Here is a 21,473-nt window from a genome sequence, read left to right on the forward strand (position 1 = left end):
CTTACCTTCGGCTCTACGCAAATAGAGCGTTAGTCCTCTCTCTATTTCTATAATATCTGACGCCAGTATCGTTATATACTATAGTAGCTCCGCATTAATTTACTCTAAATTTAAATATTACCGTTTCTTATGGCATTATAAGCATACGGCAGTATATTTTATCCGCTTTAACTATTATAGTCTAGCATAGGGCGCATGGTGTGTCAAAATTTTTCATACCGCCATTATTTGCACTTCCAAATTGCTTTTAGGGAGAATCTTTCTAAGCTTTGTTAAAGAACCTAAAAAGCAGCGTAATGCGCTACACTTTTGTCGCATTACGCTGCTTTTACTTTTTCAAAATGAATTTACTCTATCCCGTTACCTTTTAAAACTCTCCAGGCGCCCACCCTGCGTCTAACGTCAAAATATTCCCATGTGCTCTTGTCCTTCCTGTCAATCGTATCAATAGCGCCATTCTGCGCATACAAGCAATGATTAAATACCAATTGGCCGCTTGTAAACATACTCGGCAATATAGCGGTATAAGCAAACCCGCTTGGCGCAAGCATTTCAGCCAGCGTCCCCGCCAACTGCATATGGCACCCCACGGATTTATCGCCGAACCATTCAGGCTGTACGCCTTGCCCATAAAAAATACAAGGTATAACCGAGCGAGTGCGTATATCCTGCTCTATGGCGAAGTCAAAACGCTCCGAATGATCGCCCGTAATGACAAACAAACTGTCCGGCCACATACTTTGCGCTTGGTACACAAAATCGCCCATGGTTTTATCGGCGTACCAAATATGTCCCATCTCCGTTAAAGTTTTTTCGTCGTTGGAGATATCGGCAGGCAATTTGCTGCGCACCGCCGCGCGCGGGAACCCCATAGCGTCCACATCCAATGTGTACGGCGGATGATTGCTCGTCGTTAGTATGAGATGGAAAACTTTTTGCTGCGGCGCTTCTTGCGCCATATATCCGGCAACGCTTTTTAACAGCAACTCGTCAGGACAGCCCCATGCGTTGCCGCCCTTATAGCCAATCTCGTCAGCGCAATAGAATTCGTCAAAGCTTTGCGCCAGCGCAAAATCTTTTATATTCTGCCAGCCGGGAAAGCCTCCGTACCAAAAAACTGTTTTATAGCCCAAACTCCGCATGATATAACCAATACCGGAAGCATACTTATCTTGAAAACTTCGCGGCTGGTAATTTTCATATAAATTAGTATCGGCCAAACCGGTCAGTAAGCCGTTAAGCGCGCCTATAGTGCCGCCGCTATGGGGCAGCATAGTTGCAATATGCGCCGCCTGCGCAGAATTTTGCAAACCGAGCATATTATCCACCAAGCCTAAATCTTTAAATTTTGGCAGAAACGGCCACACGCCAAAACTTTCGCCTACCAGCAAGACCACGTTAGACGGCTGCTTTTGCAAGCGCGGTTTATTTACAGTACGTAAAAACGCGCCGTCTATAGTCGAAGCTTTTTCATTGCCGCCGGCTTCAGCTATAAAGCCGCGCAGTTGCGCTTCGCTTACATCCACATTATTTATTTTTCCTAAAATTTTTTTAATAGCATAAACGCGATACAAAGCTTGCCCATCGTCTAAAACGGCTTCGTTAAGTAAATTGGACTTGAGCCGCGCGGCGCTTTCCCAATTTATTGACGCCGCATAAGACATTGCCCCCCCGTATCGCACGAAAATCCATATTACAGGTAAAGCCGCTAGCGTAAGAACTGCAGCAGGAAGCTTATAATGCACAGACGTAAATCGCAATACCGCAGTTTGCAGCATAAATTTTAAAAGCGCCGCAAGCGCCGCTCCCAATAATATTGCTACCGGTAAACGCCATAAAAGCTGATACTCTTTGATAGCAGTAACAATAATCGCATAAATATCGTCGTGCGCACCGTTAATCAGCATAAGGTTAAACGCCGCGTTAAAAATTCCATAATACGGAATCCGCGCCATAAATAATATTGCAAAAAATACTAACGCAACGGTATGCCAGCTAAATCTTACTTTAGCCGCAGGCCAAAACGGCAAAAATATTTTGGGCAATGTCGCCACTACAAAACCTAAAAGGCAAACTATTCCCGCAGTTTTTAAGCTTAAGCGAAGGCCCAGCCATAAAGCCACAGGTACTTCCGCATATTCCCCGCCTAACTGGCCGCTGTATACGGCAATAAAGCCGATACGAAACAAAGTCAAAACAAGACACCAATAAATAAATGCCTTTAAATCCTGTTGCAAATTTTCAAAAAATCTAGCAAAAACTTGCACCATTATCCTTCCCTTACTCACCTAATTTTTCCAAACACTTCCGCAAGCACGCGAACCTTTCGCCCTCCAAAGCAAAAGCGCCCGCTGCAACCGCCTCGTCCAGGCTTGCTCCCGCATATTTTTCGGTAGCCGCCAAATACGCGCACAATACGTGACGGCTGCGGTTACCTAATCCATTTCCCTGCCCGCGACAATTATTTACGCTGTCCACGTACTCCTGACACACATTATATAAATTTATAAACTCGCCGCTTTCCGCCGTTTCAGGCCGCAGCGCTTCCAAAAGCAAGTCTTCCAGATAACCGCTGCGCCATCTTTTTCCTTGCAATCTGCCAGGGAAGAAAAAATGCGCGCAATAAGGTATTTTAGAAAAATACGCGCTGCCGCGTACCATATCCAGCAGCTCTCTGCGCTCCTCTAAATTATTTCCGGCGTCGGCCAAAACAATAATTCTGCGCACACGCTCACTGCCAGGTATCAAGGGCAAGCGCCGAGCCAAAACAGAAAGTTGCTCCATACTGCGAAAAATCAAAAACTGACTTTGCGGCAAAGCTACTTTTTGTTTCTGCAAATGCTGCATATAGGCCTGCACAAACTGCGCGATTTCCCTGCGCTCGCACAGCAGCAAAACTTCACTGTGAATAGCAAGCTGCTTAGGCATCGGCAGCACCATGCTTTTCCAGCATTTTTTCCGCCGCCGCTACTACCTGCTCCACCGTCAAGCGCGTCATGCACTGCATATCGTCGCACTTGTGCTTCATGCCGCTCGCGCAGCCCAGGCACGGCGGTTCAGCCGTCACAATAAGAGCGTCCTCGGTATAAGGCCCGTACAGCCTAGGGCTGGACGGCCCGTACATGGCAACGATAGGCACCTTCTGGCTGATGGCCACGTGCATCGGTCCGCTGTCGTTGGTAATAATCAAACTGCAACGGCGCATAGCCGCCGCCAAACCGCCGATAGTAAAGTTGCCCGTCGCTACGACGGGATTTGTTTTCATATAACTGACGGCCTCCTGCACCATTTCTTCGTCCATCGTGCCGCCAAAGAATACCGGCTTATAGCCCTTACCCGCCAAAATATCCGCTACCCTGGCAAAGCGCTCCGGCGCCCAGCGCTTAGTCACCACCGCGCTGCCAATATTGAAGCCTACCAGTTTGTCGCTGCCGAACACACCGTGCTCGCGCCAAAATTCCTCGGCATGCTGCAGATGCTCCTCGCTGGGAAAAATCTCTAGTCCATTATGCTCCAGCTTTGGCACGCCTAACTGAGTCAAGACGTCCAAATACATATCGGCAGCGTGAATCTTACGGTTCAAAGGCGTAAAGGCATCCCAAAAAGGTTTAAACAGCGTATGCGTAGTGCCTGCGCGCAGTTTGGTTTTAGTCAGCGCGCAAATAAAAGAGCAGCGCTCGTTGGGATGCAGATTGATCAGCACGTCAAAATCCATTTTACTCAAACGGCGGGCGCAGGCAGCCAAAGCCAGCAAGCTGTTATCGCGGCCTTTTTTATCTATGGTAATTACCTCGTCCAGATAAGGATTATGCAAAACCACGTCCTTGAGCTTTTCGTCCGCCAGAAAAGTAATATGCGCCGCAGGCGCAGCCTTGCGCAGCGCATGAATAAAGGGCGTGGTCAGCGTCAAATCGCCCAAGTGCATTAAAAATGTAACTAATATTTTCTTACCGTCTAACTCAACCGCTTTAGCCATCAGCGTTCACCTTTTTTCGATAGATTTCGTATACCATTGCCGGCGTAATATCATACATACAGTGCCAGTCGTCGCAATGCTTCTTTAAACAGCCCGCGCATTTGGCAGGCGACAGCAACACCGTGGAATTTATACTGCCGTAAGGTCCGGTACGGTCGGCCTTCGTCGGGCCGTACATAGCGACCAGGGGCTTTTTCAAAGCCGCGGCAAAATGCAGCGGGCCTGTATCCGCGCTGATATAAAAGCTGCAGCCCTTAATCAGAGCCGCCAGTTCCCGCAAGGAAGTTTGCCCGGTCATGTCGATTAACAACGGAGAAGCGCATTGCTCAGCAATTGTTTTCCCTTTAGCCGCATCGTCAGGCCCGCCGGCTAAAACGATACCAGCGCCGTCCGCAGTAATTTTTTGCGCCAACGCCACATAATGCTCCACAGGCCACTCCTTTGTGCTCCACCTTGCGCCGGGCACAATTACTACATAAGCGCCCCCTTGCCAGCCGCGTTCCCGCAATTTCGCCTGCACGCTAACGGTTTCTTTGCTTAAATCGGGCATGGGGAACTGCACATCGTCCAGCTCGTCGATATGCGCCCCCAAATAACGGGCTACATCCAAATAGCGTTCGATGACATGAGCCTTACTATGGCTGCCGCAAATCGCCTTGCTGACAAGTCCGCTGCCCTCGCGCATTTCGCAATAGCCAATGCGGTTATCGCAGCCGCTGATCGCCGCCAGTACCGCGCTTTTAAACAAGCCCTGCATATCGATTACCAAATCAAAGCGCTTACTGTGCAGCAAAGCGCGCATCTGACAAAAATATTTCAGCTTGTCGGCAAAACCCATTTTATTAAATTTTACCTTATCAAAATACAGCACCTCGTCGATAACCGGCGGGTCGGGCACGAACCCTGCAAATTGCGGATGCACCAGCCAGGTTATGCGCGCCCGGGGAAAACGTTGCCGCAAAGCGGCTGCAAAAGGCAGCGTATGCAAAATGTCGCCCAATGAACTCATTTTGATAAGTAAAATATTTTTATATTCCATTCCCATACTATCTTCCAATCCTGCCGGAAATTAATTAAGGATACCTTTAACAAACTCCAGCAGATTGCCGCCCTTAAACAAATAGCCTTTAATACCGGCAGCTGCCGCCGCCTCCACATCGCGCTGACCGTCGCCGATCAAAAAGCTCTGCGCTTTATCGATATCATATTCGGCAAAAGCCTGCAGCAGCATCCCCGGCTTAGGCTTGCGGCAATTGCAGTCGCAGCTGTATTCCGGCACGACGCCCTCCTTGTGGTGCGGGCAATAATAAATTTTTTCTATCTTTCCGCCCGCCGCGGCAAGCTCCCGCCGCATATATTCGTGCAGCTCCTGCATTTGCTCCACAGTATAATAACCGCGGGCAATGCCGCTCTGATTCGTCACGATAAAAATTTTATAACCTGAAGCCGTCAAATAGGCGACCGCTGCTTTAGCTCCGTCCAGCCAACATAAATCTTCTATTTTATAGAGATAATCGACGTCCACATTCAGCACGCCGTCCCTGTCGAAAAATACGGCCTTATCCTTCATAGACATAATAGCCGCCCGTCTTATCAAGCAGCTGGCAGTATTCCTCAGCCGCTTCTTCAATAGGCGTAAAGCCGCCGTCATAGCCTGCGGCCAATAAATTAGTAGCGTCCGCTTCCGTAAAGCTTTGATACTTCCCCTTCAAAATTTCCGGGAAGGGGACGTATTCCAGCTCGCCGCTGCCAAAATGCTTCAGCACAGCCTTCGCCAGCGTGTTAAAGGGATGGGCGTGACCCGTACCGCAGTTAAAAATGCCGCTGATTTCCGGATGCTCCCAGAAATAAAAGTTTACCTTCACCACGTCCTTAACGTAAATAAAGTCGCGGGTCTGCTCGCCGGGGCCGTAGCCGTCGTACTCGCCGAACAGCTTTACCTTATGCTCCGCCTTCCATTGATTATACATTTGGAAAATCATGGACGCCATTTTGCCCTTATGGTTTTCCTGCGGTCCGTAAACATTGAAATAACGCAGGCCCACTACCTGGCTTTGAGCGGAAGGCAGCAAACGGCGTAAATAATTATCAAAGAAAAGCTTGGAAAAAGCGTAAACATTCAGCGCCTCCTCGCAGGCAGGCTCCTCTTTAAAGCCGTGCGCGCCGCTGCCATAGGTGGAAGCGGAGGAGGCGTACATCAGCTGAATTTTGCGGTCTAAGCAAAAATGCAGCACGTTCTTCGTATACTCAAAATTATTTTCCATCATATATTTGCCATTGTACTCCATCGTATCGGAGCAAGCGCCCTCGTGGAAAATAACGTCGATTTTTTCATGATTGAATTTACCGGCCTGCAGCGCGTCCATGAAAGCGTACTTATCCATGTAATCGTGTACCTTCAGGCCCTGGATATTTTTAAACTTCACCATATTGGTCAGGTTATCGACTACTAAAATATCGTCGATACCACGGTCGTTTAATCCCTTTACAATATTGCTGCCGATAAAACCGGCGCCGCCAGTTACAATAATCATAATTTGCCCTCCTTAACCATGTTAGCAATCTTTTCTACTACTCCGGTAGTAGAGTAACCGTCTTCAAATTCTATAATACGCACCTCGCCGGCATATTCGCGTCCGGCGACCTCCTCCGGCTTATAATCGCCGCCCTTAACCAAAATATCCGGACGGATTTTTTCAATAAGCTCTGTCGGCGTATCCTGGTCGAACAGCACCACCGCGTCCACACAGGCCAACGCCGCCAGCACGCGCGCCCTGTCCAGCTCGTGTACCAGGGGCCGCGTTTCTCCCTTCAAGCGGCGCACGGAAGCGTCCGTATTCAGGCCCACAATCAGGTGCTTGCCCAAATTACGCGCCTTTTCCAAATAAGTCACATGACCAACATGCAGTATATCAAAGCAGCCGTTGGTGAAAACAATCTTTTCGCCGCAGGCCTTCCAGGTAGCGGCCAGCGAAGCGATTTCCTGCCAGCTCAGCGTGCGGTAGCCCCGCCCCTGCTTGCGTTCCTCCGTCAGCAAATCCTTGAGCAGCTCGTCGCGATGCACTGGGTAAGTACCGACCTTAGCCACTACGATACCCGCCGCGCGATTAGCCATGTAAATAGCATCCTCCAAAGGCAGCCTGCCTGCCGCCCCGGCCAACAGCGTCGCTGCTACCGTATCGCCCGCGCCCGACACGTCGAAAACCTCGATCGCTGTCGCCGGGCTGTGCAGCACCTCGTGATCGTTAATCAGCGACATACCGCGCTCGCTGCGAGTTACTACTACATTTTTTATATGATACTTGTCCTTAGCGACCCGCGCCATTTCCACAACTGCCGCATCCTCGTTATCGCGCTGGCAGCCTGCTGCCTCGCACATTTCTTTTAAATTAGGCGTAATAAAATCGCAGCCGTCGTACTTCGTCCAATCGGAGCCCTTAGGGTCGATGAGCACGGGAATATTATAAGCGTGGCCCTCGTTAATCACCCAATGGCAAAAATCGTCGGAGCAAACGCCCTTGGCATAGTCGGACACAATAATGCCGTCCAGCCCATCGTCCAGCAATCCGGCCAACCAATGCCGCAGCGCCACGATTTCCTCCGGGTATAAATCGCCCGTCTCTTCAAAATCAAGACGCAGCATCTGCTGATTGCCGCCCAATACGCGCAGCTTAGTAATGGTTTTGCGGCGCTCGCTTTTCGCCAGGCCGCTGTAATCGATACCGGCGTCGGCCATCAAGCATTCCAGCAGCACTCTGTTCTCATCGTCGCCGGTAACGCCGCCCATAAACACCCGGCACTCCAAATGCGCCAGATTGGCCGCTACGTTGGCCGCGCCGCCCAGCACCGATTTAATGCGGTTGATTTTTGTTACCGGCACCGGCGCTTCGGGGGAAATGCGCTTGACCTCGCCGTGAAAATAACGGTCCAGCATCACGTCGCCAATCACGGCGATTTTTAATTTTTGGATATGCTCCGCTAAAAAAGCTGTTACAGCCAAGCCTGCCACTTTATTCACCATCCACCAGCTCGCACAAAATATGTCCGATTAAAATATGCATTTCCTGCGCCCGCGCCGTTACCTTGGCCGGTACGGCAATGCACTGGTCGCACAGCGCCGCCATTTTGCCGCCGCCCGCAGCCGTCATACCTACGCAATATACGCCCATGCTTTTGGCTAACTCGATGGCGTTCACCACGTTGGCGCTATTGCCGCTGGTAGAAATCCCCACCAAAACGTCGCCGGGCTGCGCCAAAGCTTCCACCTGACGCGCGAAAACCTTGTCATAGCCGTAGTCGTTACCCACGGCGGTCAAAATAGAAGTATCCACCGTCAAGGCGACGGCCGGCAGCCCGCGGCGTTCCTTTTGGAAACGCCCGACAAATTCCGCCGCCAAATGCTGGCTGTCGGCGGCGCTGCCGCCGTTGCCGCAGAACATCACCTTATTGCCGTTCGCCAAAGCCTTTTTTATTTCAGCGGCGATAATTTCAATTTGCTGTAAAATGCCGCTGCGCATCACGGCGTGCGCTACTTCCAGATGGTCTAAAAATCGTTGCTCAATAAGTTTTTGCATAATCGCTAACCTCGTCATTACAGATTATAGAAATAATACATTACTTTGAAAGAGTTATCGTCGTCGTCATTAAAGGATTTCTCGTAAGTAAATTCCAAGGCCCAGCAGCAGAATTTATGCAGCCAGCGGTAATCCGTCTCATAATTTTCATGTTGTCCCAAATCATAACGATTAATAACGCTGATTATATTACGGCTATCCGGAGTCCACTGCAAGCCGTTGCGCAGCTCGCGTTCCATATCCGGCTGCCCTAAATCAAACAGTGTGCTGGTTTCCTTTTCGCGATAATAACCTACCCAGGTGCGCCATTGCGACCCCATTTTCTGTCCCAGCGTTGCGTAATACATATCCGTGGAACGTGTGTCGCCGGTCGCGCTTTCATTTACCCATTTCTTGCCAACCGTCAAATTCAAAACAGTATCTTTAGAATCAAATAAATAAATCGGGTCGTGGTTCAAATAAACGGCGTATTCCTTATGCCAACTTTTACGATAACTTCTGTTGGTGTCCTGATCCCACCTGTTCCACAAGCCGTATTCGTAATAAGCGGAATAACTCAAAGGCAGGCCGTCGATAATGTGGTGATTTTTGTAGTCGAAGCGCCAGGTATTCTGTTTTTTATACCAATCGCCATCGTCCTCATCCCAACCATGCATATAGCTTATGCGGAAATTGCGCTCGTCGTGGCTCACTTTATACACCGGCTTAAAGCCGGCCTTTGAATATTGCGGCAAGTCCACGCTGACCATGGTTTTTTCCGACACAGGCTGACTTACTTCCAATTTAGCGTAAAAACCGTTGTCGCTGCCATCGTAACCAAAACGCGGCATAATTTTCGTTTGTCCGTCGTCGTTTAAATTATTCACCCATAAATCGCGGGAATAGACATGCTTGCCGCGCACAAAAACTTTAACGTCGTGAGCGACCATTTTTTCCTGCGGATAGATTTCGAAGGTTTTCGCCGTAATCGACAAGCACGGCGGATGCTTAACCGCCGGGCAACGGGAAGAACGTCCGCCCTCGTCCATGACGATTTTATCAGGATAAACGGTAGCGTGCGGCGCGTCAAAAATATCCTTCATGCTCTTGCCGGTAATTTGCTTAATTTCACCGGTTTTAGTATTAAAATTATAATGCGCCCATTGCCCGTTCATGGTGCTGTTGGGCTCCACCAACGTGCCGCCCTGCTCCAGCCATACGTCGCCAGTTTTCATATTGCCTACGGCATAGGTAGTCAGTAGTTTTTCCTTACCTTGAATGATAACTACGTTACCGCTGACATGGAAATCGCCGCTGGTGCTATCGTATTCCGCATGGTCGGCAGACATATTGATAGGTACGGGCTCGCTATTTTTCTCTAGCTCTTTGGATTTCTTTGGCTTGACGCTCTTATTGGTGTTGCTTTCCTCCAGTTCATCGGCAAAAGCCGGGCTTTCATATCGATCTTCTTCGGAATTCGTATATTGAGCAGCGTAAGTCGGTACGCACAAGCTAAGCGCTAAAGCGGCTGCAAAAAATGTTTTCTTCATGAGTATGCTCCTTTGTCATTGTAAGATAAGAAAAATTTGCATAATAATCCACTTAATATTATACCACAAAAAAATAAAAAGCCCACTTTTTTAGAGTGAGCTTTTTTAATGTTTTTGTGAGATTTTAGGTAGACGGCAGCTTATACGCTGTCATCATTCGCTGTAAACAACGCCCTGCAAAGATACGTCCTCCGAAGTCTGCACATAGGTTTCGCAGCCTACGGGAATCGTTACGGAATTGCCCTTAACGAAAGCGCCGCCGACAACGCCTACGGGTCCTAAAATAATCATGCCGCCGATGGCTACGCCAGCAGCCCCCGCGATGCTTTCAGCCTTTTGCTTGGCCAGCTCGCCTACGGTCAGCGGAATTTTTGTCCCGTCGACGCCGTAAATATAAGTAAAGGTAATGTCGATGCGCCCGTCCTTACCGAAAATACCGGGCTGCACAACTTTTTTCACTACGCCCACGCCGGTCGCGCCCTTCGGCAGCACCAGCACGTCGTTGACGTACAAATTATCCGCAGCCTTAAAGTTCACCGTATCTCCCTGACGGCTCATCTTGGTGCTCATTTCCGACGTAAAAGCGATTTTAAAAACAGAATCCTTCGGCAGGGTAACCTGCTGCACCGGCACATTGCCATCGGAATAAGAAGCAAGCTTCAGCAGCTCCTCCAAACGGCCGGAAAGGGAACCCGTCTGCACCTGGCCGAACAGCAGCTTTTCTGTTGCTTCGACGCGATTCTTCGCCGGCCCGCCAGACATACTCTCGTTCATGCGCCACTCCACCACATTCAGCTTGGTGGCAAAGGAAGCCTCGCCGTTTTCCGGCGTGCCTTCCAGATAATCGTACATATTATCCACGCGATCCAAAATAGCGTCCGTGGTTATAGCGCCGTATACGTCGTCCTCCAAACTATCCATGCGCTGAATCAAGGAACCGCTCTGCTCCGTACCGTACAACAGCTTTTCCATAGCGTCGATTTTATCAGCCACTGGCAGATTTACATCGTTGGCAAAACCAGGCACGACCATGGTAAAGCAGAACACAAAAGTCAGCAAAAGAGTTGCAAGCTTTCTTTTCAATTTACATACCTCCTGTCAGAGTAAGCTATATCGTATTCATTATAGCATATTCCACAATAAAAGAATAGCTTGCCCGTAGGTTACAGGTAAGCTAAAACAATTTATTTTTTATATTTAGCCACAGCGGCTGCCACCGACGCCTCTATTTCGTCCATCTTGGCGAAACGGCGACGGTGCTGCGCCCGTTTAGACGGCTTCAATTCCTCCATGGATTTGCGGTATTCTGCCGTCGGCATCACATAAAAACGACGGTCGGAGCATTGGCTGCCCTCGCATTCCTGCCAAAACGCACCGAAGTCCGTTTTCAGCTTGCGGTCCGCACGAATGTGGTTCATAGCGTAATAACCCTCGTTAGCCACAGCGTAAATCTGCTCGACGCCCAACGCTTTCGCAAAGCTGCGCATACCGTAAAAAATCAAATTCTTCGTCCGGTAGCCAAAAAAAGCTTTCGTCAGGCCCTTAATCAGCTCGTTGCCGTTCTGCGGCCCCTGCAAAGCGCCGATAAAAATTGCCGGCTTGCCGTCGGCGGCATCCTTCCCCAGCCAGAACATAATCTGATACAAGGCTTCGTTTTCATAAAACAACGCCAAAGAAAGGCAGCCCTCCTTGCGCTGTCCCGCATGAAACCACAGATTCAGTGTCAGCGGCTTATCCTCGTAAGAATCGTGCCACAGCTCCACGCGCTTATGCTCGCCGTACAATTTGTTCATCAGCTCCGGCTGAAAATACTGCTCCAAAAACAAAATATGATTTTTTACCAAAGCCACGCGTTCGTCCCAGGTCGAGCCCTTGTAAAAGAACGCGCGGGTAGTCTGCTCTAACAAAGACGGCGTGCCTTTAAGCCAGCTCCAGCGTGCAGGCGTAGCGTCAAAAAATTCCAGCATATCGTTCACCGCGCCGCTGTGCAGGCGGCAACGTGCGCGAAAAACAAGATAGCGCTTCACTTCCTTTAATACATGCATATGATACAGGCTTTTGCCCACGTATTCTAAAATATCTTTTTCCATGAATTACCTCTGCGTCATTTGAGAATGATTTTATAATATTATACCATAAAATTGCGCTCTGCGCAGAAGATAAAAACGTCAAACGCCGCCCTTTATTGATTTTTCTTTTATCCCGCGCTTTACTTTTTGCGAACATCTTTTTCGAGTATCGTTTTGTTACTATAATCCTTCCACCGCTTGACGGCAATTCCCCATCCTTTACAGGGCAGCTTTGTTCTGCTTCCCGACTACGCAAAAAGGCAGGAGCTGAACGCAAATTCAACTTCTGCCTTTTATTTATACGACTATTTAGCTCGCGCCTTCAAAAGCGTTAGAAGTGCCGGAAGGCGCGAAGCAGCGCGGTTTACGCAGCTGATCACATTCTTCTTACGCTAAATTTAGCCGGGATAGAAAGTATCAGATACGGGGAAGGGCGACGACGCTCATTCTCTCCGAAAAGCGTTAGAAGTGCCGGAAGGCGCGAAGCAGCGCAGTTTACGCAGCGACGGCGTACTAGAAGTACGTCGAGCAAGTAAACAAGCTGCGACAAAGCATAACGGTGCTTATAACGCTTTTTATTGCATTTTTTCTTTTAACATCTTCGTAACCATCCCCGGATTAGCCTTACCGCGGGATTTTTTCATAATCTGGCCTACCAGGAAGCCGATAGCCTTATCCTTACCGGCCTTGTAGTCGGCAACGGACTGCGGGTTTTCGGCGAGAGTTTCTTCTACTAATTTCAAAATGGCGCCCTCGTCGCTGACCTGCTCCAGACCCAGCTTCTTAACCAGCGCTTTCGGCGCTTCGTCGTCTTTGAGCATTTCGGCAAAGACCTTTTTAGCCAGCTTGCTGGACAGCACGCCGTCCTTAATCAAATTAACAAGCTCGGCCAGATGGTCGGGGCTTACCTTGAAGTCGGCGATGGTAATGCCTTCGTTATTCATATAAGCGGAAACGTCGCCCAACAGCCAGTTGGATACAGCCTTGCTGTCCTTGGCGTTCTTCACGGCAGCGTCGAAGTATTCGGCCATAGCCTTGCTGGAAACGATTTGGGAAGCATCGTATTCCGGCAGGCCGTGCTCGCTCATCAGGCGGGCCTGACGCTGTGCCGGCAGCTCCGGCAGCGTAGCGCGGATACGCTCGATCCAGGCGTCGTCCAATTGTACGGGCACTAGGTCGGGCTCGGGGAAATAACGGTAATCGTGAGCTTCTTCTTTAGAGCGCATGGACAGGGTTACGCCGTTGGCCTCGTCCCAGGTACGGGTTTCTTGTACCACATGGCCTCCGTCCTCCAACACCTCTTTCTGGCGCTCAACCTCGTAGTTGATGGCGCGCTCCAAAGCGCGGAAGGAGTTCAGGTTTTTAATTTCGGCGCGGGTGCCGAATTCCTTAGCGCCTACGGGCATAATGGAAATATTGGCGTCGCAGCGCAGGCTGCCCTCCTGCATTTTGCAGTCGCAGACGTCGGTGTATTCCAGAATGGCTTTCAGGTTTTCCATGTACGCGCGGGCTTCCTCGGCGCTGCGCATATCAGGCTCGGATACGATTTCGATCAGCGGTACGCCGGCGCGGTTGTAATCGACGGCAGAGGAATCAGAGGTGCTGATGGTAGCGCCGCTGTGGTTCAGCTTACCGGCGTCCTCCTCCATGTGGATACGGGTGATGCCGATACGTTTGCTTTCGCCGCTGCTCAGCTTAATATCGATATGGCCGCCCAAGCAGATGGGTTTATCAAATTGGGAAATCTGATAGTTCTTAGCCAAGTCGGGATAGAAATAATTTTTACGGTCGAATTTATTGAACTTCTGAATATCGCAGTTCAAAGCCAGACCTGCTTTAATAGCGAAGTCTACCACCTGCTTGTTCAGCACGGGCAAAGCGCCGGGCATGCCCAGGCAAACGGGGCACACATGGGTGTTCGGCGTGCTGCCGAAGGCGGTGGAGCAGCTGCAAAAGGCTTTAGTTTTAGTTTTCAGCTCGGCGTGTACTTCCAGGCCGATGACGGTAATATATTTAGTCATTATTTTTTACCTCCCAGCGGTGCGAATACTTTATGATATTCGGTTGCCTGTTCAAAGGTATAAGCGGCGCGCAGAATGGTTTCCTCATCCAGCACCTTGCCGATCAGCTGCATACCGATGGGCATGCCGTCGTCGGCAAAGCCGCAGGGAATGGAAATACCGGGCAGGCCAGCCATATTTACAGGAATCGTGGTTACGTCCAGCATATAGATGGTCAGCGGGTCCATCTTGCCGTCGATCTTATAAGCCGGAACAGGAGAGGTCGGCGTCAGCAGCACGTCGCATTTTTCAAAGGCGGCGTCAAAGTCGCGGCGGATAAGCGTACGCACCTGCATAGCCTTATTGTAGTAAGCGTCGTAATAGCCGCTGGAAAGCACATAGGTACCCAGCATAATGCGGCGGCGCACCTCCAGACCGAAGCCCTCGGTACGGCTCATGGTAGTCATTTCCGGAGCGGAGGTAGCGTTCATATTGCGGTAGCCATAGCGCACGCCGTCGTAACGCGCCAGGTTAGCGCTGGCCTCGGCGGGAGCAATAATGTAATAGGTGATTACGGCATACTCGGTATGGGGCAGGGAAACCTCGACGATTTCTGCGCCCAGTTCCTCGTATTTCTTCACGGCCTTGGCGATTTCTTCTTTAACCTTGGGGTCGATGCCTTCGCCGAAATATTCCTTGGGCAGGCCGATGCGCAGGCCCTTAACGTCGGCAAGCAAAGCCTTGGTGAAGTCGGGCACCTGAGCGTCCAGAGAGGTAGAGTCCATTTCATCCTTGCCGCAGATGGTATTCAGAACTAAAGCGGCGTCGGTTACGTCCCTGGTGATAGGCCCGATCTGGTCCAAGGAGGACGCGAAGGCTACGCAGCCGTAACGAGATACGCGGCCATAGGTCGGTTTAATGCCTACGCAGCCGTTGAAGGAAGCCGGTTGGCGAATAGAGCCGCCGGTATCGGAGCCCAGCGTCCAAATCGCTTCGCCTGCGGCGATAGCGGCAGCGCTGCCGCCGGAGGAGCCGCCGGGAACGCGCTCTAAATTCCAGGGATTATGAGTGGGGCCAAAGAAGGACGTTTCCGTGGTCGAGCCCATGGCAAATTCGTCCATATTGGTTTTGCCCAAAAAGATGGTTTCGTCAGCGCGCAGCTTTTTAATAACGTGCGCGTCATAAATAGGAACTACGTTGCTCAGCATTTTAGAGGAGCAGGTAGTCAAAAGTCCCTTGGTGCAGATATTATCTTTAATTGCGCCGGGAACGCCTGCCAGCGGAGCGATAGCTTCGCCTGCGGCAATTTTAGCGTCCACCTTGGCGGCCTGGGCCAAAGCGTTTTCTTTATCCAGCGTTACATAAGCGTTAACCTGGTCTTCAACTGCGTCGATGCGCTCATAAAGAGCGTTGGTCAGTTCGACGGAGCTGACTTCTTTATTGACGAGCTTATCGTGCAGCTCGTGCGCCGTAAGTTTATACAGTTCCACAATAGTGCCTCCTTCTTATTCGATTACGCGCGGTACCTTAAAGCCGTCGTTATGAACGGCAGGAGCGTTAAGCAGAGCTTCTTCGTGAGAAACGCCCTCTTTAACCGTGTCCTCGCGCAGTACGTTGCTGACGGGCAGCACGTAGGGAGTCGGCTCGATACCGGTGGTATCAATTTTTTCAAGAATATCGGCATAGTTAAAAATCTGGTTGAACTGTTCCGTAAACTTTTCCATCTCGGATGCGGGAACGGTTAAACGGGAAAGCTGTGCGATGTACTTAACGTCTTCAGCAGATACTTTCATTTTGTCACCATCCTATAAGCACATAATTTGATTTGCAAAAATAACCTGTATTATTATATCACAAATTCACCGCTATTGTGAACAGTACGCGGCGAATTAGTTGCAGATAACTGATAGCAAGCGCTTATTTAAGATTTACAAGCCGCGGCCTGCGCGCTATAATTTTCTTAACAAGCATAACGGAGGACACGACCATGAACCTGCGCATTTTAAATTATTTTCTGACCGTCGCCCAGGAACAAAATATTACCCGCGCCGCCGACATCCTGCACATCACCCAGCCCACGCTGAGCCGCCAGCTGACGCAGCTGGAGGAAGACTTGGGCGTCGCGCTGCTTGATCGCAGTTCCAAAAAACTGGCGCTTACTCCGGCGGGCGATTTATTAGTGCATCGCGGCAAAGAAATCGTCGCCCTGATTGAAAAAACGGAACAGGAAATCAAGGACCAGGAAACGAATCTCAGCGGCAATATCAGTTTCGGCGCGGGAGAATATAAAACGGTGGAATTATTAGCCGATATAATCAAAGCCTTTCAGGATAAATACCCCGCCGTTACCTTCGACATTTTTACCAGCACCGCCGACGTTCTCAAAGAAAAAATGGAAAAAGGCCTGCTCGACATCTCTCTTTTACTGGCTCCCGTCGATATTACCAATTATAATTTTTTACTGCTGCCGTATAAAGAAAAATGGGGTATCCTCATGCACTCCGATTCGCCGTTAAGCGCCAAAGAAGCGATAACGCCCGAAGACCTTTCGCATCTGCCCGTGATGCCGCCGACGCGGCTTTCGGCGCGCAATAAAGTTTTCAACTGGCTCAGCGGCAACGTCGCCAATATGAAATTCGTCGGAACTTGCAATTTGAAGGGCAACGTCATCATCATCGTATTGCGCAGCCGCTATTACGCCTTTACCATCGAGCCTTCGGTTTTAAATACCGATGAGCTCTGCTTCCGCCCGCTCGACCCGCCGCTTGTCAGCGAAATGTATTTGGCCTGGCGGCGCGGCGCTAACTTCAGTCCGACGGTACAAAAATTCATCGAGTTCGCTCAATGCTTTTTAAGCATGAAGTAAGCTCACATTTTAAGTATTAGACATCAAAACCGAAAGCTTTTATAATTTAGGTATGCAAAGAGATTTGCATACCTTTTCTTTTACCGGTAAAGAAAAATGCGCTTGACTTAAAGTAAGCTTTAAGCTGTATGCTATTAGTAACGCAGGAGGTAATTATGACGCAGACAAGATTTTTATTGCAGCGTGCGGCGGGCTATGTGCTGGGCTTCGTCCTCTTTTACGAACCGTTTATGTTCTTTAGCAGGCTGACGCGAGATTTTTTAATTGAAACAAGCTTTACGTCCATCCACGTGCCCTGCGCCCGCATTCCGTTAGCGAATATCGTAACCGGGCAGTGGCAGTACAGCGGGCCTACGTCGCTCTTCTTCTGCTTACTCTTAACGATTACGTCGCTGTGGTTCGGCCCCGTGTTTTGCGGCAGGCTGTGCCCGGCCGGCGGCTTCAGCGAATTTTTAAGCAAGCTGCTTCCATTAAAATATCAATTAGATTTAAAAAAGCTCCTGCCGCTTCTACCCTTACGCTGCGGCTTCTTCCTCGGCTTTCTCTTTTCCGTTTGGGCGGGGCTGGGAGTGCCCTGCGCTTACTGTAATTACTACGCTTTAGAGCTTTTCGTCGGCTACCTGCATACCGGCGCGATAGCGAGTTTTTCCGCGTCGCTTTTAGCCACGTTTTTACTGGCCAACGTGCTGCTGGGACTTTTCACCAAGGGAGGCCGCGGCTACTGCAGCCTGCTGTGCCCCGTCGGCGCTTTCAATTCCCTATGCCACGTCGTCGGACAAAATTTGCCCGGCCCCTTTAAAATGCAGGTTGCCGCAAGCAAATGCGTCGGTTGCGGCAAATGCGCCAACGCCTGCCCCATGCAGGCCGTCGACGTCAAGAACCGCAAGGCAGCTATCGATATCCGGCGCTGCATCGTCTGCGGCCAGTGCAAGCAGGTTTGCCCCATGCAAGCCGTCGTTTACCGCAGCAATATGAGCAAGGAGGAAGCGAACCATGAAGCGTGATTTAAGCAATCTCTTTTTAGTCGGCGGCGCGGCGGGCAGCGTCGTACTGCCGCAGGCTCTCGTAAAATTTCATCCGCAATTCTTAGCTGCCGCAGCTCCCAAAATTTCCGCGACGCTGCCTTACTGCACGGGCGCATGCGGTTCCTGCGGCGGCAGCTGCATCGCCGGCGCGTGCGCCGTGCTGTGGCTGGGGTGCTGCGCTTATTTGAACAAGGAGACGCAATATTATGAATAGACGCGATTTTATCAAAGTTGCCAGCGCCGGGTTCGGTACGCTGCTCGTCAGCGGCCTGGGCCTTTCGCTCATCAAAAGTCCGGGCGAAGCGCAGGCCGACGCGCAGGCAGCGCAGCCGACTGCGCCAACGCAAACCGCAGCGGCGAACGGCAAAAGCAACATCGTCGTAATTACCGGCAGTCCGCATCGCAACGGCACGTCTGCGTTGCTGGCTGATAAATTTATCGAAGGCGCGCAGGCGAACGGGCACAGCGTTTTCCGTTTTAACGCCGCTTTTGAAGATATCAATCCCTGTCGCGGCTGCAACGCCTGTCAGCGTAGCGGCCCCTGCGTTTTGAACGACGCGATTGAAAAAACTTTAATGCCGCAACTTTTGCAGGCCGACATCATCGCCTTGGTTACGCCGCTATATTATTACGGTATGTCCACGCAGCTCAAAACCGTTATCGACCGTTTTTACTCGCACCACCGCAGCTTCGACGGCAAAAAATCCTTGCTGATGGCCACGGCTTACAACAGCGCGGGCTGGACGTTCGAAGCTTTAGTCGACCATTACCAAAGTTTAGTTTCGTATATGCAATGGCAGGATTTGGGCGCGGTGCTGGGCTACGGCTGCGGCTACCGCAGCGCCATCGAACGCAGCGAATTTCCCGACCAGGCCTATAAATTAGGCCGCAGCGTGTAAAGCGAGGTAAAGATTATGAAAATAGTTCTCTTAACAGGCAGTCCGCACCGCGACGGCACGACGTCGGTTTTGGCGGAACAATTCGCCGCGGGAGCGCAGGCCAAAGGCCACGACGTTTTTCGCTTTGACGCCGCGTTTAAAAATACGCACCCCTGTCTGGGCTGCGACGTCTGCGGTATGAACGGGTCGTGCGTTCACAAAGACGATATCGAAAACGAATTGATTATGCGCCTAGTAGACGCCGATTTAATAGCGTTGGTTTCGCCCGTCTATTACTTTCATATTACGGCGCAGCTCAAAACCGTCGTCGACCGCTTTTACGCCCGCACGGGGCGCATCAGCGACAAGCAGGCGGTGCTGCTGGCGGCGGCGGGTTCCGATAACGATTTAACGATGCGCAGTCTGCGCGTATTTTACGCAACACTGTGCCGCTACATGCGCTGGCAAAGCCGCGGCACGGTTTTAGCGCCGGGCTGCGCGACGAAGGAGCAAATAGCGCGCACGGCTTTTCCTAAACAGGCTTACGACTTGGGCTTCAATTTATAAAACGAAAAATAAAATATCCCGGAGGTGTGACGCAATGAAATCGACGATGAAGAAAAAGTTTAGCAAAATTTTATTAGGCGCTTTAATGACGACGCTGCTTACTACGTCTACGATGATTGGAGGTCAACAAGTTATGGCGCAAACAAGAACTGAAATGGCTGCCGCCGCTATGACGCAGCTTTACGACAATGGCAAACAAGAAATCGTTCCCCAGGACAAAGAATTAAACGCAATCATGCAAAAATTTATCTATGCGGACGTTAATACGCACGTGCAAATGTCGCCCATGCAGCAGGAGCTGCTGACGCTGGCCGTGCTCACCGCAAATAACGCGCCGGAGGAAATTCCTCTGCACGTGCGCGGCGCATTGAGCGCCGGAGCTACTCCCGCGCAGGTGCGCGAAACGATTTTCCACTGCACTCCCTACGTGGGGCTGACCCGCGCTAAAGCCGCTCTGTGCGCGTTGACCAAAGCGTTTAAAGATTGCGGCGTGAAAAAAATTGACGACGCAGGCACGGTAAGCGATGCAACCCGTCACGACGCGGGGCTGGCCGTACAACGCGCCATCTTCCCTGCCATCGACAAAGGCAACGCCGCCGCTCCCCCGGATTCCAAACACTTCCGCCACTATCTTTCCGCCAACTGCTTCGGCGATTATTACACGCGCGAAGCGCTGGACGTCAAAGAGCGCGAGTTGATTACCTTCGTTTCCATCATTACCCTGGGAGGCTGCGAAGCTCAGGCCAAGGCGCACGTCGCCGGTAATCTTACCGTAGGCAATACGCGCCAGCAATTACTGGACGCCATCACCATCGCGTTGCCGTACATCGGCTATCCGCGCACCTTGAACGCGCTGGCCGCCATCGACGCTATCGTGCCGCCGCAAGCGGACGCTAAATAAAAACCAAGGAGGAGCGCACCATGAAAAAGCTAACCGCTTTACTACTAACCGGTCTGTTATCTTTGGGCATACTGGGTTGCGCCAGCTCCAACGCCGCCAGCGAAAAGCAAAACGCTTCCGCGCCGATAAAAACAACCTCAACGGCGCGGCATAAAATAAAAATCACCGTCAACGGGCAAACGCTGACGGCGACGTTGGAGGACAATTCCACAACTAAAGCGTTACTGGCAAAAATGCCCATGACATTGCGTATGCAGGATTTATACGGACGCGAAATGTGCTACCATTACGGTGCAGGCTCTTTACCGACGGACGAGCTGCGTTCCGACGGTTACCAAACGGGCGATATAATTTATTGGCCGCCGCGCGGCAGCTTCGTTATCCTGTACGCGCAAAACGGCGAGCGCTTTACGCGCCAGCATTTGGGACGTATCGACAGCGGCGTAGAAATTTTTAAAACCACGGGCGACGCCGACGTCACCTTTGAGATTCTAAAATAAAAAGTTAAACGCATAATAAAAATTTGAGGAGGACTCACCATGAAAAAATCCAGCATGATTAAGAAATTTTTCCAGGCAGCTTTAATCCCCGCTATTATGTTTACCGCTCTGAACGCTTCCGTCGGCACGGCGCAGGCAGCCGAAGCCGCTAACGATTACCCGCCCGTAGCGCAGGTGCAGGCGGAGCTGGAAAAATTGCCGGGAACCGTTTTCCCGATTGGCGGCCCCAACACCGCTTATGAAAAATGGTTTACCGGAAGAACCTTTATCGCGCCTTTAGCGAAAGCCAACGTCGGCGTTTCCAACGTCACCTTCGTCGACGGCGCGCATACCTACTGGCATAAACACCACGGCTCCTGCCAGATTCTCGTCACCGAATCCGGCCGCGGTTATTACCAGATTTGGGGCGAAGAGCCGCAGCAGCTCGTTCCCGGCGTAGTCGCCACCATTCCAGAAAATGTGAAGCATTGGCACGGCGCGGCTCCCGGAACTTATATGCAGCATCTTGCCGTCATGCAGTCCGGCCCCGAAGTTTCCACCGAATGGCTGGAGCCTGTGGACGATGCGGTATTCGCGGCGTTGAAGTAA

22 protein-coding genes are annotated in these 21,473 nt (G+C 50.9%); 8 read left to right on the plus strand and 14 right to left on the minus strand.

Annotation, left to right across the window (positions count from 1 at the left end; translation table 11 throughout):
- Positions 1-347: 347 nt before the first annotated feature.
- From Q4E64_RS02195 to gatC, 14 genes are all read right to left on the minus strand, one after another.
- On the minus strand, positions 348-1,907 hold the full coding sequence (locus Q4E64_RS02195; protein ID WP_303166020.1) for an LTA synthase family protein: 1,560 nt from the start codon (positions 1,905-1,907) through the stop codon (positions 348-350).
- 373 nt (positions 1,908-2,280) lie between these two features.
- Positions 2,281-2,928 carry a hypothetical protein gene (locus Q4E64_RS02200; RefSeq protein ID WP_303166021.1) on the minus strand — a complete coding sequence of 216 codons (648 nt, stop codon included), beginning with the start codon at positions 2,926-2,928 and terminating at the stop codon, positions 2,281-2,283.
- On the minus strand, positions 2,921-3,976 hold the full coding sequence (locus tag Q4E64_RS02205; protein WP_303166022.1) for a glycosyltransferase family 9 protein: 1,056 nt from the start codon (positions 3,974-3,976) through the stop codon (positions 2,921-2,923). Before Q4E64_RS02205 ends, Q4E64_RS02200 begins: the two co-directional genes overlap by 8 nt.
- On the minus strand, positions 3,969-5,021 hold the full coding sequence (locus tag Q4E64_RS02210; protein ID WP_303166023.1) for a glycosyltransferase family 9 protein: 1,053 nt from the start codon (positions 5,019-5,021) through the stop codon (positions 3,969-3,971). Before Q4E64_RS02210 ends, Q4E64_RS02205 begins: the two co-directional genes overlap by 8 nt.
- 24 nt (positions 5,022-5,045) lie before the next feature.
- The gene (gene gmhB / locus Q4E64_RS02215; protein ID WP_368501485.1) at positions 5,046-5,546 is read right to left on the minus strand and encodes a D-glycero-beta-D-manno-heptose 1,7-bisphosphate 7-phosphatase; all 501 of its coding nucleotides are present in this window, start codon (positions 5,544-5,546) and stop codon (positions 5,046-5,048) included.
- A complete protein-coding gene (gene rfaD, locus Q4E64_RS02220; RefSeq protein WP_303166025.1) occupies positions 5,536-6,510 on the minus strand; it encodes an ADP-glyceromanno-heptose 6-epimerase in 975 nt (324 codons plus the stop codon). The genes gmhB and rfaD overlap by 11 nt, the downstream gene beginning before the upstream one ends.
- The gene (rfaE2, locus tag Q4E64_RS02225) at positions 6,507-7,997 is read right to left on the minus strand and encodes a D-glycero-beta-D-manno-heptose 1-phosphate adenylyltransferase (RefSeq protein ID WP_303166026.1); all 1,491 of its coding nucleotides are present in this window, start codon (positions 7,995-7,997) and stop codon (positions 6,507-6,509) included. The genes rfaD and rfaE2 overlap by 4 nt, the downstream gene beginning before the upstream one ends.
- Entirely contained in the window at positions 7,987-8,550 is a 564-nt protein-coding gene (gene gmhA / locus Q4E64_RS02230; protein ID WP_303166027.1) for a D-sedoheptulose 7-phosphate isomerase, read from the minus strand. Before gmhA ends, rfaE2 begins: the two co-directional genes overlap by 11 nt.
- 17 nt (positions 8,551-8,567) lie before the next feature.
- A complete protein-coding gene (lptC, locus tag Q4E64_RS02235; RefSeq protein ID WP_303166028.1) occupies positions 8,568-10,079 on the minus strand; it encodes an LPS export ABC transporter periplasmic protein LptC in 1,512 nt (503 codons plus the stop codon).
- Positions 10,080-10,232: 153 nt separating this feature from the next.
- Positions 10,233-11,162 (minus strand): hypothetical protein, encoded by a 930-nt coding sequence (locus Q4E64_RS02240; protein WP_303166029.1) that lies wholly within the window; start codon positions 11,160-11,162, stop codon positions 10,233-10,235.
- A 101-nt stretch (positions 11,163-11,263) separates the two neighbouring features.
- A complete protein-coding gene (locus Q4E64_RS02245; protein ID WP_303166030.1) occupies positions 11,264-12,169 on the minus strand; it encodes a VirK/YbjX family protein in 906 nt (301 codons plus the stop codon).
- Between the two features lie 554 nt (positions 12,170-12,723).
- Positions 12,724-14,169: an Asp-tRNA(Asn)/Glu-tRNA(Gln) amidotransferase subunit GatB gene (gene gatB, locus Q4E64_RS02250; RefSeq protein ID WP_303166031.1), complete on the minus strand. Its 1,446-nt coding sequence runs from the start codon at positions 14,167-14,169 to the stop codon at positions 12,724-12,726.
- The gene (gene gatA, locus Q4E64_RS02255; RefSeq protein ID WP_303166032.1) at positions 14,169-15,638 is read right to left on the minus strand and encodes an Asp-tRNA(Asn)/Glu-tRNA(Gln) amidotransferase subunit GatA; all 1,470 of its coding nucleotides are present in this window, start codon (positions 15,636-15,638) and stop codon (positions 14,169-14,171) included. Before gatA ends, gatB begins: the two co-directional genes overlap by 1 nt.
- A 15-nt stretch (positions 15,639-15,653) precedes the next feature.
- Positions 15,654-15,941 (minus strand): Asp-tRNA(Asn)/Glu-tRNA(Gln) amidotransferase subunit GatC, encoded by a 288-nt coding sequence (gene gatC, locus Q4E64_RS02260; protein ID WP_303166033.1) that lies wholly within the window; start codon positions 15,939-15,941, stop codon positions 15,654-15,656.
- A 194-nt stretch (positions 15,942-16,135) separates the two neighbouring features.
- On the opposite strand from gatC, the gene Q4E64_RS02265 reads away from it, so the two are divergent.
- From Q4E64_RS02265 to Q4E64_RS02300, 8 genes are all read left to right on the plus strand, one after another.
- Positions 16,136-17,014 (plus strand): LysR family transcriptional regulator, encoded by an 879-nt coding sequence (locus Q4E64_RS02265; RefSeq protein WP_303166034.1) that lies wholly within the window; start codon positions 16,136-16,138, stop codon positions 17,012-17,014.
- 155 nt (positions 17,015-17,169) lie between these two features.
- Complete coding sequence (locus Q4E64_RS02270) at positions 17,170-18,018, plus strand: 4Fe-4S dicluster domain-containing protein (protein WP_303166035.1); 849 nt, start codon at positions 17,170-17,172, stop codon at positions 18,016-18,018.
- On the plus strand, positions 18,008-18,253 hold the full coding sequence (locus Q4E64_RS02275) for a hypothetical protein (RefSeq protein ID WP_303166036.1): 246 nt from the start codon (positions 18,008-18,010) through the stop codon (positions 18,251-18,253). Before Q4E64_RS02270 ends, Q4E64_RS02275 begins: the two co-directional genes overlap by 11 nt.
- Complete coding sequence (locus Q4E64_RS02280; protein WP_303166037.1) at positions 18,246-18,938, plus strand: flavodoxin family protein; 693 nt, start codon at positions 18,246-18,248, stop codon at positions 18,936-18,938. The genes Q4E64_RS02275 and Q4E64_RS02280 overlap by 8 nt, the downstream gene beginning before the upstream one ends.
- Before the next feature lie 15 nt (positions 18,939-18,953).
- The gene (locus Q4E64_RS02285; protein WP_303166038.1) at positions 18,954-19,484 is read left to right on the plus strand and encodes a flavodoxin family protein; all 531 of its coding nucleotides are present in this window, start codon (positions 18,954-18,956) and stop codon (positions 19,482-19,484) included.
- Between the two features lie 34 nt (positions 19,485-19,518).
- Positions 19,519-20,385 carry a carboxymuconolactone decarboxylase family protein gene (locus Q4E64_RS02290; RefSeq protein ID WP_303166039.1) on the plus strand — a complete coding sequence of 289 codons (867 nt, stop codon included), beginning with the start codon at positions 19,519-19,521 and terminating at the stop codon, positions 20,383-20,385.
- A gap of 20 nt (positions 20,386-20,405) precedes the next feature.
- On the plus strand, positions 20,406-20,885 hold the full coding sequence (locus Q4E64_RS02295; protein WP_303166040.1) for a cyclophilin-like fold protein: 480 nt from the start codon (positions 20,406-20,408) through the stop codon (positions 20,883-20,885).
- A 39-nt stretch (positions 20,886-20,924) separates the two neighbouring features.
- Positions 20,925-21,473: a cupin domain-containing protein gene (locus tag Q4E64_RS02300; protein ID WP_303166041.1), complete on the plus strand. Its 549-nt coding sequence runs from the start codon at positions 20,925-20,927 to the stop codon at positions 21,471-21,473.

This window comes from Phascolarctobacterium sp. (genome assembly GCF_030531065.1).
Lineage (GTDB): Bacteria > Bacillota > Negativicutes > Acidaminococcales > Acidaminococcaceae > Phascolarctobacterium_A.

Coding starts and splice junctions, on each gene's coding strand:
- Q4E64_RS02205 (WP_303166022.1), bottom strand. CDS start 3,976: ATGGCTAAAGCGGTTGAGTTAGACGGTAAGAAAATATTAGTTACATTT.
- Q4E64_RS02245 (WP_303166030.1), bottom strand. CDS start 12,169: ATGGAAAAAGATATTTTAGAATACGTGGGCAAAAGCCTGTATCATATG.
- Q4E64_RS02210 (WP_303166023.1), bottom strand. CDS start 5,021: ATGGGAATGGAATATAAAAATATTTTACTTATCAAAATGAGTTCATTG.
- Q4E64_RS02280 (WP_303166037.1), top strand. CDS start 18,246: ATGAATAGACGCGATTTTATCAAAGTTGCCAGCGCCGGGTTCGGTACG.
- gmhB (WP_368501485.1), bottom strand. CDS start 5,546: ATGAAGGATAAGGCCGTATTTTTCGACAGGGACGGCGTGCTGAATGTG.
- gatB (WP_303166031.1), bottom strand. CDS start 14,169: ATGACTAAATATATTACCGTCATCGGCCTGGAAGTACACGCCGAGCTG.
- rfaE2 (WP_303166026.1), bottom strand. CDS start 7,997: ATGGTGAATAAAGTGGCAGGCTTGGCTGTAACAGCTTTTTTAGCGGAG.
- Q4E64_RS02295 (WP_303166040.1), top strand. CDS start 20,406: ATGAAAAAGCTAACCGCTTTACTACTAACCGGTCTGTTATCTTTGGGC.
- Q4E64_RS02300 (WP_303166041.1), top strand. CDS start 20,925: ATGAAAAAATCCAGCATGATTAAGAAATTTTTCCAGGCAGCTTTAATC.
- Q4E64_RS02265 (WP_303166034.1), top strand. CDS start 16,136: ATGAACCTGCGCATTTTAAATTATTTTCTGACCGTCGCCCAGGAACAA.
- Q4E64_RS02200 (WP_303166021.1), bottom strand. CDS start 2,928: ATGCCTAAGCAGCTTGCTATTCACAGTGAAGTTTTGCTGCTGTGCGAG.
- Q4E64_RS02290 (WP_303166039.1), top strand. CDS start 19,519: ATGAAATCGACGATGAAGAAAAAGTTTAGCAAAATTTTATTAGGCGCT.
- Q4E64_RS02275 (WP_303166036.1), top strand. CDS start 18,008: ATGAAGCGTGATTTAAGCAATCTCTTTTTAGTCGGCGGCGCGGCGGGC.
- Q4E64_RS02270 (WP_303166035.1), top strand. CDS start 17,170: ATGACGCAGACAAGATTTTTATTGCAGCGTGCGGCGGGCTATGTGCTG.
- rfaD (WP_303166025.1), bottom strand. CDS start 6,510: ATGATTATTGTAACTGGCGGCGCCGGTTTTATCGGCAGCAATATTGTA.
- Q4E64_RS02195 (WP_303166020.1), bottom strand. CDS start 1,907: ATGCTGATTAACGGTGCGCACGACGATATTTATGCGATTATTGTTACT.
- gmhA (WP_303166027.1), bottom strand. CDS start 8,550: ATGCAAAAACTTATTGAGCAACGATTTTTAGACCATCTGGAAGTAGCG.
- gatC (WP_303166033.1), bottom strand. CDS start 15,941: ATGAAAGTATCTGCTGAAGACGTTAAGTACATCGCACAGCTTTCCCGT.
- lptC (WP_303166028.1), bottom strand. CDS start 10,079: ATGAAGAAAACATTTTTTGCAGCCGCTTTAGCGCTTAGCTTGTGCGTA.
- Q4E64_RS02285 (WP_303166038.1), top strand. CDS start 18,954: ATGAAAATAGTTCTCTTAACAGGCAGTCCGCACCGCGACGGCACGACG.